The organism is Kitasatospora sp. NPDC032121 (assembly GCF_055580145.1).
Genome location: NZ_JBVILX010000014.1, coordinates 210,348 through 222,650, shown reverse-complemented (window position 1 = coordinate 222,650; position 12,303 = coordinate 210,348). Strand labels below are relative to the sequence as shown.

Annotated in this window: 8 protein-coding genes and 2 pseudogenes; 5 read left to right on the top strand and 5 right to left on the bottom strand. The window is 73.7% G+C overall.

What is annotated here, in order from left to right; all coding sequences use genetic code 11:
- Positions 1-35 precede the first annotated feature (35 nt).
- Both ACZ5OX_RS28920 and ACZ5OX_RS28915 read right to left on the bottom strand, forming a co-directional pair.
- A pseudogene (locus ACZ5OX_RS28920) lies at positions 36-320 on the bottom strand (IS630 family transposase); the annotation flags it as partial.
- 55 nt (positions 321-375) lie between these two features.
- Positions 376-1,626 (bottom strand): beta-ketoacyl-[acyl-carrier-protein] synthase family protein, encoded by a 1,251-nt coding sequence (locus ACZ5OX_RS28915; protein WP_465634156.1) that lies wholly within the window; start codon positions 1,624-1,626, stop codon positions 376-378.
- Positions 1,627-1,691: 65 nt separating this feature from the next.
- Between ACZ5OX_RS28915 and ACZ5OX_RS28910 the strand changes: the two genes are divergently transcribed.
- The gene (locus ACZ5OX_RS28910; RefSeq protein WP_465634154.1) at positions 1,692-2,309 is read left to right on the top strand and encodes a TetR/AcrR family transcriptional regulator; all 618 of its coding nucleotides are present in this window, start codon (positions 1,692-1,694) and stop codon (positions 2,307-2,309) included.
- 130 nt (positions 2,310-2,439) lie between these two features.
- Here ACZ5OX_RS28910 and ACZ5OX_RS28905 read toward each other — a convergent pair whose 3' ends face one another.
- Positions 2,440-2,721 (bottom strand): helix-turn-helix domain-containing protein, encoded by a 282-nt coding sequence (locus tag ACZ5OX_RS28905; protein ID WP_465634196.1) that lies wholly within the window; start codon positions 2,719-2,721, stop codon positions 2,440-2,442.
- Positions 2,722-3,437: 716 nt separating this feature from the next.
- On the opposite strand from ACZ5OX_RS28905, the pseudogene ACZ5OX_RS28900 reads away from it, so the two are divergent.
- Both ACZ5OX_RS28900 and ACZ5OX_RS28895 read left to right on the top strand, forming a co-directional pair.
- A pseudogene (locus ACZ5OX_RS28900) lies at positions 3,438-3,575 on the top strand (ATP-binding protein); the annotation flags it as partial.
- A 300-nt stretch (positions 3,576-3,875) separates the two neighbouring features.
- On the top strand, positions 3,876-5,507 hold the full coding sequence (locus ACZ5OX_RS28895; RefSeq protein ID WP_465634195.1) for an alpha/beta fold hydrolase: 1,632 nt from the start codon (positions 3,876-3,878) through the stop codon (positions 5,505-5,507).
- Positions 5,508-5,570: 63 nt separating this feature from the next.
- On the opposite strand, the gene ACZ5OX_RS28890 is transcribed toward ACZ5OX_RS28895, so the two are convergent.
- Both ACZ5OX_RS28890 and ACZ5OX_RS28885 read right to left on the bottom strand, forming a co-directional pair.
- Positions 5,571-8,861, bottom strand: coding sequence for an AfsR/SARP family transcriptional regulator (locus ACZ5OX_RS28890; protein ID WP_465634153.1), 3,291 nt, complete (start codon positions 8,859-8,861; stop codon positions 5,571-5,573).
- A 342-nt stretch (positions 8,862-9,203) separates the two neighbouring features.
- A complete protein-coding gene (locus ACZ5OX_RS28885) occupies positions 9,204-10,214 on the bottom strand; it encodes an SDR family NAD(P)-dependent oxidoreductase (protein ID WP_465634151.1) in 1,011 nt (336 codons plus the stop codon).
- Positions 10,215-10,302: 88 nt separating this feature from the next.
- Between ACZ5OX_RS28885 and ACZ5OX_RS28880 the strand changes: the two genes are divergently transcribed.
- Both ACZ5OX_RS28880 and ACZ5OX_RS28875 read left to right on the top strand, forming a co-directional pair.
- Positions 10,303-11,217 (top strand): AraC family transcriptional regulator, encoded by a 915-nt coding sequence (locus ACZ5OX_RS28880; RefSeq protein WP_465634150.1) that lies wholly within the window; start codon positions 10,303-10,305, stop codon positions 11,215-11,217.
- Positions 11,218-11,458: 241 nt separating this feature from the next.
- A complete protein-coding gene (locus ACZ5OX_RS28875; RefSeq protein ID WP_465634148.1) occupies positions 11,459-12,250 on the top strand; it encodes a DUF3050 domain-containing protein in 792 nt (263 codons plus the stop codon).
- Positions 12,251-12,303 lie beyond the last annotated feature (53 nt).

The window sequence follows — 12,303 nt, the reverse complement described above, 5'->3', positions numbered from 1 at the left end:
CCTCGTGCTCCGTCAGACCCGCATAATGCCGGCCCGGCCGCGGTCAGGAACGCCGTCAGCCAGGCGCGCTGGTCGATCAACTCGCGCATGGCGTGGGAGACGTGGGTGTTCAGACGGTCCCAGACCAGCACGATCGGCGCCTTGACGAGGTGGTGGACACCGTCGACCAGGGCGATGCAGTCGCGCTCGCCCATGCTGCGGCGCTGACCCCTGCCCGCGGGGTGGGTGCGCAGGCGGTGGCACAGCCTGGTGCGCGAGCCCGGCCGCATGGCGATCGGTCCCGCCACGGACAGGCGCCCCGAGCGGCGGCCGCTGACGGTCGCTGTTTCGCCGTGTCGCCGGTTCAACGGTGCGTTCGCGTCGGTCATGGTGTCGTCAGGCCGTACGGGACGCGTGGTGCCGCGTACCGGTGACGACGAGCGAAACGTTCTGCCCACCGAAGCCGAAGGAGTTGCTGAGCACGGCCTCCTGGGGGACGTCTCGTCGCTCTGCGACGACATCGAGATCGATGTCGGGATCGACGCCGGCCTCGGTGAGGTTGCGGGTCGGTGGGATGACACCGTGCTCCACACTGAGGACGGCGATGAGTGCTTCGATCGCGCCGGCTGCGCCGAAGAGATGACCGAGCGCGGCCTTGGGGGCTGTCACGGTGGCGTGGCCGAAGACCTCCCTGATCGCGCGTGCCTCGGCGACGTCGCCGACCGGGGTTCCGGTGGCGTGGGCGTTGATGTGGCTGATCCGCTCGGGAGCCAGACCGGCTTGCGCGAGGGCCTTGCGCATGGCGGAGATCTGACCGGAGCCGTCGGGAGCGGGCGCCGTGATGTGGTGGGCGTCGGCGGCGATGCCGGCGCCCGCGAGCACCGCGTGGACGCGCGCGCCTCGGGCGCCGGCATGCTCGGCGCTTTCGAGCACCATGACGGCGGCGCCTTCGCTGAGGACGAATCCGCTGCGGTCCGCGGCGAACGGCCGTGACGCTGAGGCGGGTTCGGCGGTGTGCCTCGACAGTGCTTGTGCCTGGGCGAAGCCGGCGACGGTGATCGGGGTGGTCGCGGCCTCGGTCCCGCCCGCGATGACCACGTCCGCCTCGCCGGCACGGATGAGCCTGGCCCCCAGAGCGATCGCCTCGGCACCGGAAGAGCACGCCGAGACAGGCGTGTAGACCCCGGCCCGTGCGCCGTATTCGATGCTGATCAGCGCAGCCGCCGCATTGGGCATGAGCATCGGGACCGTACGCGGCGAGACGCGCCGGGTCCCGGCCGCTTCCAGTACGTCGTCCTCCTTCAGCAGCGTCCCTATCCCGCCGATGCCCGTGCCGATCGCCGAGGCGAGCCGGTCCGGGTCCACCTCTGGAGCGCCGGCGTCGGCCCAGGCTTCGGCCGCCGCGATGAGGGCCGCCTGCTGCGAGCGGTCGAGCCGCCTGGCCTGTACCGGCAGCAGCAACTCGGCGGGGTCGATCGCCATCGTCCCCGCGACGGCGTCGGGAAGACGGACGTCCTCGTGGCCGGGCAGGACGCACCCGCGGATGCCCGATTCGCCGGCAAGCAGGGCCTCCCAGGTGGACGCCACGTCTGCCCCGAGTGGTGTGATCGCGCCGAGTCCGGTCACGACGACTTCAGTCCGGTGCATGCCCCTCAACCTTTCTTGTATGCGATACAAGTGAACACTCCTGTTGTATCACATACAATTTCGCTGTGGAGAAGAAGCGAACCGAAGACCGATCGACGTCGGCTCGGTCGCGTGACCGCGGTCGCGCGACGAGGCGCCGGCTGATCGAGGCAACCGCACGGCTCTGCAAGGAACGGCCCGGCGCTGAAGTGAGCGTCGCGGAGATCGCGAACGCGGCAGGCGTCTTCCCCAATCAGGTCACCTACCACTTCGGCTCCAAGGACTCCCTCCTCGTGCACGCCGCCTTTCTCGGCTTGCTGCACGACGCCCGACGGATCGAACGCATCGGTCGCCAAGCCCCCGATGCGGCGACGTTTCGGCGCAACATCGCCCGCGCCGTACTGGCCATGCCCTCGCTCCCGTCAGTCACGCGAGCGCTCGCCGCCGGGATCTCCAAGCCCGAACTCGCCTCCGTGGTCGACCAGCACCTCCAGTTGCTGTTCCGGCAATCCGAGCGTTTCGTGAGCCAGCTCATCGACAGTCGCGGCTGGAGGACCCGTCGACCGCTCAACGTGGAAGCCAGGACGTTCTGGAGCACCGCGCTCGGCGCAGTGCTGCTCGTCCGCGCCGGGGCACACGGCACCGTCGCCGACCTCGACCTCGCCGGAGCACTGACCATCCACGACGAACCCGATCCCGATTAGCCCAGTCGAACAGGCCGGCGACAACGTGCGCGGCGACGGAGCTGTAGGCGGCGGGCGGGAACGGCGAAGCCGGGGCGGCCCGAGCGCGGGCCGCCCCGGCTTCGCCTGCGGCTGTAGGGCGGATTGCAGGTCAGCTGCCTGCCGTGGGCTCCTGAGCGCGCTGGGAGCTGCGGAGTTGTTCGTTGATCCGCAGGGCTTCTTCGAGTTGGTCTTCGAGGATGACGATGCGGCAGGCGGCTTCGATGGGGGTGCCCTGGTCGACGAGGTCGCGGGCGCGCATGGCGATGCGCAGTTGGTAGCGGGAGTAGCGGCGGTGTCCACCGTCGGAGCGCAGTGGGGTGATGAGGCGGCGCTCGCCGAGGGCTCGAAGGAAGCCGGGGGTGGTGCCGGTCATCTCGGCGGCGCGGCCCATGGTGTAGGCGGGGTAGTCGTCGTCGTCGAGCTTGTCGGGTGTGTCGGGGCTGGCCGTTGTAGTCACTGCACCTCTCTGGTTCTCGAGGAGAACGCGTCGAGGGGCCCCGGGGCCGTGTCGGCTCCAGGGCCCCGAAGGGGAACAACACCATCTACCGGCCTGGGCCGGTCCTGTTACTTCCGCACTGCCCCAAAAAAGCGGTGTGCGGGGATCGCGTATGCGTGACCGGAAACCACCGTCCTTGGGTTGGGGTCTGCGGTGTCCGCCCGGGCGAGTGTTCACGGGCCGGGCGATCCTGATGGCGCTTGCGCCCTCCATTCATCCTCTGTACTGAACTGTCACTTTTCGTACTGCTGGTACTGCACTCACTCGGCACGCGCGCCCGCAGTCTGGGCGCCTTTGCCGAGGTCCTGCCTGTCTTGCGACTGCTGGTACTCAACTCACTGAACTGCGTACTACCGGTACTGCTGGTGGCGGCCCCCGATACCTGCGGGCCACCCGGTCCGGCAGCCAGTCCCGTCGCCGTCCTGCGCTTGCCTGGCTTCGGAACTCCGCTGCCGGACCGAACTGCGAACCTCTGTCCAACAACCCCGGCCAGTTCGTGTCTGGCCGGTATCGCCGACTGCTGTCTACGAGAGAAACGCTAGACCCAGCCGCGAGCATTGTCTACTCCGGCGCACATAGATTTTGGGGCGACCACGAGTGAGGTATTCTCCCGCCACGGTCACGTCGACCTGCTCTGCATCGACGGGCTCGGCTACATGGAACTCGACCGCCACGGCGCCGAGTTGCCGTTTCAGGTCCTCACCGAGCGGGAGGAGAAGAGCAGCGTCGCCATCGCCTCCAACGAGTCGCTCGCGAGGCAACAGGAGGAACGAAGCCACCCTGGTCGACGACCGAGACGGCGAGCAGCGACGGCGACCGAGACGGCCGGGTCACACCCGGCGCTCCTTCGCCGGGTAGGGCTTCGCGTGGAGCACGCCCCGTATCGGCGGTGCGCCTTCCACCTCCCTGCCGGACGGCGCCTGAGCTGCTGCCAGCGGGATGCCAGCGGTCTGCCAGCGTGGTGCGGAACTGTCGCGGGTGCCGGGCGGTGTGCGCCGCAACCGACGAGCGCCCACGACTGCCCGGACCGTCGACGAAAGGGCACCCGCGTGACTCGCACCTCCTCCCCTCCCACCGGCCCGGCCGCAGGACCGCGCCGGCCCAGGGCCTCCCGCACCGCGGACCGGCGGGAGGCAGTCTCCTGGCGGCTCATCGCCGGTGCCGCCGCGGCCACGGTGCTGGCCGCGGTGTGCCCGGCGACCGCGGTGGCCGCGCCGGACCCTGTCCCGGTGCCGCGAATCGCGTGGGCGGCTTGCGCGGACGGCTTCGAGTGTGCGACCGCCCGCGTCCCGCTGGATCACCACGACCCGCGCGGCGCCGGGATCGACCTTGCTGTCATCCGGCACCCGGCGCAGGACCGGGCTCACCGGATCGGCTCGCTGTTCTACAACCCCGGCGGCCCGGCCGTGGCCGGCACGGTGGCGTTGCCCATGATGCTCGGCCAGTTCCCCGAGGAGGTGCGCCGGCGGTTCGACATCGTCAGCTTCGATCCGCGCGGCACTGGTGGCAGCGCTCCGGTCCAGTGCTTCGACGACCCGGCGGACGAGCAGGCCCTGCTGGCGGGCACGGCCGCCGGCTACCCCGAGGGCACGGACCAGCAGAACGCCTGGGCCGACGCCTACCAGCGCCTCGCCCGGCAGTGCGCGGCCCGCAACCCCGCCTTGCTGCCGCACATCTCCACCGCGAACGTGGCCCGGGACATGGACCTGCTCCGCCGCGCGGTCGGCGACCGGCAGCTCAGCTACCTGGGCACCTCGTACGGCAGCTACCTCGGCGCCACCTACGCCAACCTGTTCCCCGGCCGGGTGCGCGCCATGGTCCTCGACAGCGCCCCGGACCCGGTGGCCTGGTCGACCGGCCACGGAGACCAGGCCACCACCACGGGCGGCCTGCTGCGCAACGGCAACGACGTGGCCGCCGCCCGCGTCCTGGACGCCTTCCTCGACCAGTGCGGCCAGGCCGGCCCCCGGACCTGCGCCTTCTCCGCCGGGACGGCTGCCGCGACCCGGGCCAGGTACGGCGAGCTGCTCCAGCGGCTGCGCACCCGGCCGGCCGTGGTCGACGGGGCGACCGTCACCGCCGGCTCGGCCGTGGAGGAGACGATCACCTCCCTGTATGCCACCAACCCCGTGGCGAAGCTGCCCACCGGCTGGAGCCGGCTCGGCACCAGGCTCCAGACGTTGTGGACCGCCACCGAGACCCCCTCCGCGCCGGGCACCCCGCTGCCGCCCGTCCCCCGCCAGTCGCCGGACCAGCCGCTGGCGGTGGTCTGCTCGGACAGCGCCGCCCCGCCCGCCGGGGCCGACTACCCCGCCCTGGCCGCGGACGCCCGGGCCCGCTCCGGCGAGGCCGGCCCGTACTTCGCCTGGGCCGACGAGCGCTGCGCCGGCTGGCCCGCCCGGGACCGCGACCGGTACGACGGCCCGTGGAACCGCCCGACCGCCCGGCCGGTCCTGGTGGTCGCCAACACCGGGGACCCGGCCATGCCGTACGAGGGGTCCCGCGCGATGGCCCGCTCGCTCGCCCGCGCGCGGCTGCTGACCGTCGACGGCTACGGCCACACCGTGCTGGCCAATCCCAGCGACTGCGCCGCCGAGCACGAGACCCGCTACCTGATCGACGGCGTGCTGCCCGTCCCCGGTACGGTCTGCGCCCCCACCAAGCCGCCGTTCAGCGGCTGATCGCAAGCCCGGCCGCGCCACCCACCCCCGGGGGCGCGGCCGACACACCCCCCGGGGGCTCGGTCAGCCCGTCTCCAGGGCCAGCGACTCCGGTCGCGACAGCGACCGGCCGCGTTCCCAGGCGGCCCGGAAGCCGGCCTCCCCGAGGGCCTCGACGCAGCCGTTCAGGACGGCCCGGAGCTCCGGATCGCCCGCGTCGTGGGTCCCGCGCAGGCCGTACGCCGCTCCCAGTGCCGCCGCCCCGCGTGCCGCCTCGCCGAGCGCGAGGCAGTATTCGGCGAACCCTTCCAGCACGTCCGCCCGCACTGGCTGGTCGCCGCTGTCCGCGGCCAGCTCCAGGGCCCGGCGGTGCAGCGGGCCGGCCGCGTGCGGCGCGCCGAGCCGCTGCCGGGTGCGGGCCAGGCTGGTGTGCAGCAGGGCGAGCAGGTGCAGGCGCGCGGGGGCGGCGAGGCCGGTCGCGGGCAGCTGCTCCAGGCGCCGCAGCGTCTCCTGCTGGCCGTGCAGCGCCGCCGCCAAGTCCCCTTCTTGCCGGGCGAGTTCGCCGAGCGCGTAGCGGGCGGCGGCCTGCAGGTGCGGGTCCTGGGCCCGTTCTGCCGCGGCCAGCGCGCGCTCCAGGTCGGCCCGGGCCGCGGTCGGCTCTCCGCAGCGCGCCCGCAGCCGGCCCGACAGCAGCAGGGACAGCGGCGCCTCGCCGGAGCCGCCCGTCTCGGTGTCCAGTTCGCCGGCCTCCGTCAGCGCCGCGAGGGCCTCCTCGGCGGCGCCGGTGACGGCCAGCAGCGCGGCCAGCGTGACCAGCGCCATGGCCGTCCCCCAGCGGTCGCCCACGGCGCGGAAGCCGTCGACCGAGGTCCGCAGGCAGTGCTCGGCGTGCGCGATCCGGCCCGCGCCCAGCTCGATCCGGCCGAGCACCAGATGGGCGGCGGCCCGCACCCACCGATCGGGGTGCTCGGCGTAGCGCTGCGCGGTCGCGCCCACGGCTTCCGGCGGTCCCGCCATGGCGAGCAGCAGCGCGGCGGCCAGGGCGACCGGGTGGTCGGCCTGCTGTGCCGTGACCAGCGCCGCGCCCATCGCCTCCGGTGGGATCGCGGACTCGCCGCTGTTCCGGAGCGGGGCGGTGAGCTGGGTCAGGATCACGCACCGGGCGTGCGCCTGTTCCAGACCGGGCGGCGGGGTGCAGCCGTGGGCGGCGAGAACGGCCGCCGTCCACTCACCGGCCTCACGCCCCTGGCCGCGCATCAGCCAGGGCCAGGCCCGGGCGGCCGCCAGCCGCAGTGCGTGCTCCGGTGGGCCGACGGCGACGGCCCGGCCCAGTGCCGCGTTCAGATTGCCCTCTTCCGCGTCCAGCCGGGCCAGCCAGCCGGTCTGGCCGTCCGTTCGCAGCCGGGGTTCGGCGTCCTCGGCGAGCTCGACGAAACAGCGCAGGTGGGCGGCGCCGGTTCGGTCGTCCTCGCCGGCCTCGGCGAGCCGTTGCGCGGTGTAGGCGCGGACCGTCTCCAGCAGCCGGTAGCGCACCGTGCCGGTCTCCCGGCCGACGGCCACCACCAGGGACTTGTCGACCAGGGACGCCAGCAGGTCCTCCACGGCCGTCGGGTCGGGCGCCGGCCCGCTCGGCCAGTTGTCGGCGCAGACCCGGTGCGCGTCGGGGAGGGTCGCTCCGCCGGCGAACACGGAGAGCCGTCGCAGCAGGGTGCGTTCGTCCTCGTCGAGCAGTTCCCAGCTCCAGTCGATGACGGCGCGCAGCGTGCGGTGCCGGTCGGGAGCGGTGCGTGAGCCGCGGTCCAGCAGCCGGAGCCGGTCGTGCAGTCGCGCCGCGACCTGCCCGGGGCTCAGGGCCCGCAGCCGGGCCGCCGCCAGTTCGAGGGCCAGCGGCAGGCCGTCCAGCTCGCGGCAGATCCGGACGACCGGCTCGACGGTGTCGTGGTCCGGGGTGAAGCCGGGGCAGGCTGCGGCTGCCCGTTGCGTGAAGAGGGCGACGGCCGGGTACGCGAGCGCTTCCTGGAGGGTGGAGCCGGGTTCGGGCACGGCGAGCGGTGGTACCGGCCAGAGCGCCTCGCCGGTGATTCCGAGCGGTTCGCGGCTGGTGGCCAGCACGGTGAGGCGGGGCGCGGCGGCCAGCAGGCGAAGGGTCAACCGGGCCGCGTCCTCGATCAGGTGCTCGCAGTTGTCCAGGACGAGCAGGACCTCACGGCCCTCCAGGGCCCGGATGATCCGGTCGACGGGTTCCCCGGCCTGATCGGCGGCGGGCAGGCCGCCGCCCAGCACGCCGGCCTCCGCCGGGCGGCAGACAGCGGTCAGCACGGCCTGCGTCACCGCGTCCGGCCCGTTGACGCCCGCGAGTTCGGCGAACCGTACGTCCGTCGCGGGCGGGGCGGCGCTCGCGGCCGCAAGGGCCAGCCGGGTCTTTCCGACCCCGCCCGGCCCGGTCAGCGTCACCAGGCGGAAGCGGTGCAGGCGTTCCTCGACCGCTGCCAGCGCCTCGTCGCGGCCGACCAGGGCGGTGAGCCGAAGGGGTAGTGCCGCCCGCCCGGCCGGGAACCCCGCGGGAGCCGGGGCCGGCCTGGGCGCCGGCGACTTCGCGCCGGACAGCACCTGAAAGTGGGCGTCCCGCAGTTCGGCCGACGGGTCCGCACCCAGTTCCTCGGCCAGCGCCCGCCGGGTGCGTTCGAACACCTCCAGCGCCGCCGCCTGCTGCCCGTCCGCGTGGAGCGCGCGCATCAGCCTGACGGCGGCCCGTTCGCGCAGCGGGTGGGTCACGCAGAGTCCGGTGAGCTCGGCGACCAGCCGCGGCAGCGCTTCGGTGCCGCCGAGGGCGAGCAGGGCGTCCGCCCGGTCCTCGACCGCCGCCGGCCGCAGCTCCGTCAGCCGGGCCGCCGGCGCGGAGGTGAACCTGGCGCTCGCGGCGTCCGCGAACGGTGCCCCGCGCCACAGTTCCAGTGCCCCGTCCAGCAGCACGACCGCCTCGGCGAACTGTCCCGCCGTCAGCGCGGCCCGCCCTGCGGCCACCCGCTGCTCGAAGTCCCAGGCGTCCACGCTCGCCCGGGGCAGATCCAGCAGATACCCGGCGGGGTGCGAGCCGACCACCGTCCGGTCACCCCCCAGCGCCCGGCGGAGCCGGGAAACCAGGGACTGCAGAGCGCCGACCGGCTCCTGCGGCGGCGTGTCCGCCCACACGTCGTCCACCAGACGCTCACGAGTGACCACGCGCCCAGGGTCAAGCGCCAGCCGGACCAGCAGCAGCCGAAGCCGCGCCCCGCCGACCTCCAAGGCCGCCCCGTCCCCGCCCCGCACAACCTGAAGCGGCCCCAGAACGTTGATCCGCACCCCGCCCGCCCCTCGCCCAGCACCAGCCAACATCCAAGATCATTATCCTGATGTCCCACCAGACCCGGACGGCAGGGCACGATCCGGGCGAGGCCTCATGGCCGCACCACCGGACGGCGTGCAGAGCGTCCCCTCCCGTGACGAACGCGTAGCGCATCCGGGCCCGCCCGACGGCGTGCTGGTCGGCGCCGAGGAGCGGCGGAAGACCAGCCGTCAACCTGGTGCGCCATTCATCGCGACACCGGGACCGTGGCACCACACCGCAATTCGGGACCCCCGTGCCCGATCCGCCGGGAACAGCGCCACCCCGGCCGGCCACTGCGCCCGACCCGACCGCGGGTGGCCCCGGAGTCGACGCCCGCCGTCTCCGCCCGGTCAGACGGAGCGCAGCGCCGCGCGGGCGTACTCCCAGAGCCGGTCGGCGGCGTCGGGGTCGAGGGCGTGGGCGGCCACGCCGCCGGGGCGGTCCTCGTCGCCGCGGACGACGGGTGCCTCCTGGCCGTCCTCGAAGTAGCGGCCCGTGACGCCGTCCAGCAGGGGTGAGGCGGCCAGCAGGACGGAGGTGGCGGCGCCCTGCTCCGGGGTCTTGTAGAAGGACGGCGGCGTGAGGTTCCCGGCGTCGTCCATCACGCCGAAGGCCCGCATGGTGTCGTCGTCGAGGTGCCGCTGGAGGCGGGTGAGGATGAAGCCGGGGTTGAGCGCGTTCGCGGTGATCCCGTCGCCGGCCCAGCGCCGGGCGCCGACCGCGAACAGCACGCCGGCGGTCTTGGAGCGCCCGTAGGCCGTCCAGGGGTCGTACGGGCGGTGCTCGAAGTGCGGGTCCTCGAAGTCGAAGGGCGCGCCGCGGTGGGCGCCCGAGCTGACGATCACGACGCGCGCGGCGCCGGAGGCCCGCAGGGCGGGGTGGAGGCCGGTGGCGAGGGCGAAGTGGCCCAGGTGGTTGGTGGCCAGTTGCATCTCCCAGCCGGCCGGGCCGAGCGTGCGCTCGGGCAGGGCCATGATTCCGGCGTTCGCCACGAGGATGTCCAGCGGCCCCGACCAGGAGCGGACGAACGCGCCGACGGAGGCCGGGTCGGACAGGTCGAGCGCCGCCGCGCGCACCGGGCCCGCTCCGGTGGCGGCCGACAGCTCCCGGAGGAGCGCCCGCGCGGACTGCGGGCGGCGGGTGGCGATGGTGACCTCGGCGCCCGCGGCGGACAGCGCCCGGACGGTCTCGGCGCCGAGCCCGGACGCCCCTCCGGTCACCACGGCCCGCCGGCCGGTCAGGTCGAGTCCTTCGACCACGTCCAGGGCGCGGGTGCCGGCCCCGAAGGGCGTGGCGAGCCGGGGCGGCTCGTGGCGGTGGGCGCGGGCGGGGGTCTGTGCGGGCGAGGAGTTCGTCGTCATACGGCCACGCTACGGCGCTCAAATCGGACGGACTATGGTTGTGAGTCCGTGATTCTTTCGCGAACGTCCGATCCTGGGAGGCGGCGCCGTGGACCCGCTGGACGACGTGCTGACCCTGCTGGAGACACGCGCCCACCTGTCGGCCGGGCTGGCGGCCGGGGGCCGGTGGGCCGTCCGGTTCGCCGCGCCGCAGGGCGTCAAGTTCAACGCGGTGCGGCGCGGCTCCTGCCTGCTGGAGGTCGACGGCCTCGACGCGCCCCTCGCGCTGGCGGAGGGCGACTGCTACCTCCTCGCCCGCCGGCGCCCCTTCACCCTGCGCAGCGACCACGAGGCCGAACCCGTCCCCGCCGCCCCGCTGTTCGCCCGGGCCCAGAACGGCGTCGCCACGGTGGGCGCCGGGGACGACACCCTCCTCCTCGGCGGCCGGTTCTCCTTCGGCCCCCGCGCGCAGGACCTGCTCCTCGACCGGCTGCCCCCGGTCGTCCACATCCCGGCCGACACCCCGCACGCCGAGACGGTGCGCTGGGCACTCGCCGCCATCGACGAGGAGCTGACCCACCGGCCGATGGCCTCCGCCCTCGTGGCGGAACACCTCGCCGTCGTCATGCTCGTCCACGTGCTGCGGCTGCACCTCGTCCGCGAGCCCCACGCGGTGTCGGGCTGGCTGGCCGGCCTCGCCGACCCGCTGGTCGCCACCGCACTGGCCGCCCTGCACCGGGAGCCCGCCCGCGCGTGGACCGTGGCCGACCTGGCGCACACGTGCGCGGTCTCCCGCTCCACCCTGGCCGCGCGCTTCAAGGCCGCCGTCGGCCAGGGGCCGCTGCAGTACCTCACCCGGTGGCGCATCGAACTCGCCGCCCGGCAGCTGCGCGGGAGCGACGACGGCCTCGCCGCCATCGCCCACGCCGTCGGCTACGGCTCCGAGAGCGCCCTGAGCGTCGCGTTCAAACGCACCCTGGGCGTCTCCCCCGGCGACTACCGCAGGCGTCCACCGGCGGCGTGAACCCGCTCCGAGCGCTCCGAAGGACAACGCCCGTACTCCGCGCGGTACGCGTTGACCCTCGCCAGAGCACGGACCCGGACTCCTGGCCACCACCAGCGACTTGACGCGGCTCCGCTAAAACCCGGGGTTCGAGGTATCGGAATTTGGCGCGCCGTCCCATAGCCTGACCGCGCAATCGAACACACGCGTCCCTTGTCTGACAGGTAGTCAGCAGTTGCTGACCCGTTTCCCTGGAGCCGCCATGAGTTCCGACCGTTACCACTGGGACCGCTCGCACCCGGGCCTGACGGCGCTGCGCGAGGCGATCGAGCCCGTGCGCCAGGAGGTCCTCCGCCACCCGGTCTACCGGGAGCTGAACTCCCTGGAGCGGGTCCGGACGTTCCAGGAGCGCCATGTGTTCGCGGTCTGGGACTTCATGTCGCTGCTCAAGTGCCTGCAGCGGCAGCTGACCTGCGTGGAGCTCCCGTGGCTACCGGGCGGACCGACCGCGAGTCGCCGGCTGATCAACGAGATCGTGCTGGTCGAGGAGAGCGACGAGCTCGGCGACGGCTACATCAGCCACTTCGAGCTCTACCTCGACGGCATGGCCCGGGCCGGGGCCGACACCGGCCCGGTGGACGGTTTCCTGCGGCTGCTCGGTACCGGGACCGGCGTCGCCGAGGCGGCGAAGGCGGCCGACATCCCTTCTGCGGCTGCCGAGTTCATGGCGGTCACCTGGGACATCATCGAGAACGCGCCGGTGCACTGCCAGGCCGCGGCCTTCGCGTTCGGCCGTGAGGACCTGATCCCGGAGATGTTCGAGCAGGTGATCCGGATCGAGGATGCGAACAACCGGCTGACCGTGTTCAAGGACTATCTGGCGCGGCACATCGAGGTGGACGGCGAGCAGCACACGCCGATGGCCATGCAGATGCTGATCGACCTGTGCGGTGACGACCGGGAACGCTGGACCCAGTGCGCTGACACCGTCCGCCGCGCGCTGTCGGCCCGGGTCGCGCTGTGGGACGGGATCCTCGCGGACTGCGGCGCCTGACGCACGGGCGGCTCGTTCCCGCCGGGCGGCTTTCATCGTCAGCTGCCCGGCGG

Excerpts from the sequence above, each read along its gene's own strand:
- ACZ5OX_RS28915 (WP_465634156.1), bottom strand. The coding sequence starts at position 1,626 with ATGCACCGGACTGAAGTCGTCGTGACCGGACTCGGCGCGATCACACCA.
- ACZ5OX_RS28905 (WP_465634196.1), bottom strand. The coding sequence starts at position 2,721 with ATGGGCCGCGCCGCCGAGATGACCGGCACCACCCCCGGCTTCCTTCGA.
- ACZ5OX_RS28890 (WP_465634153.1), bottom strand. The coding sequence starts at position 8,861 with ATGTTGGCTGGTGCTGGGCGAGGGGCGGGCGGGGTGCGGATCAACGTT.
- ACZ5OX_RS28885 (WP_465634151.1), bottom strand. The coding sequence starts at position 10,214 with ATGACGACGAACTCCTCGCCCGCACAGACCCCCGCCCGCGCCCACCGC.
- ACZ5OX_RS28875 (WP_465634148.1), top strand. The coding sequence starts at position 11,459 with ATGAGTTCCGACCGTTACCACTGGGACCGCTCGCACCCGGGCCTGACG.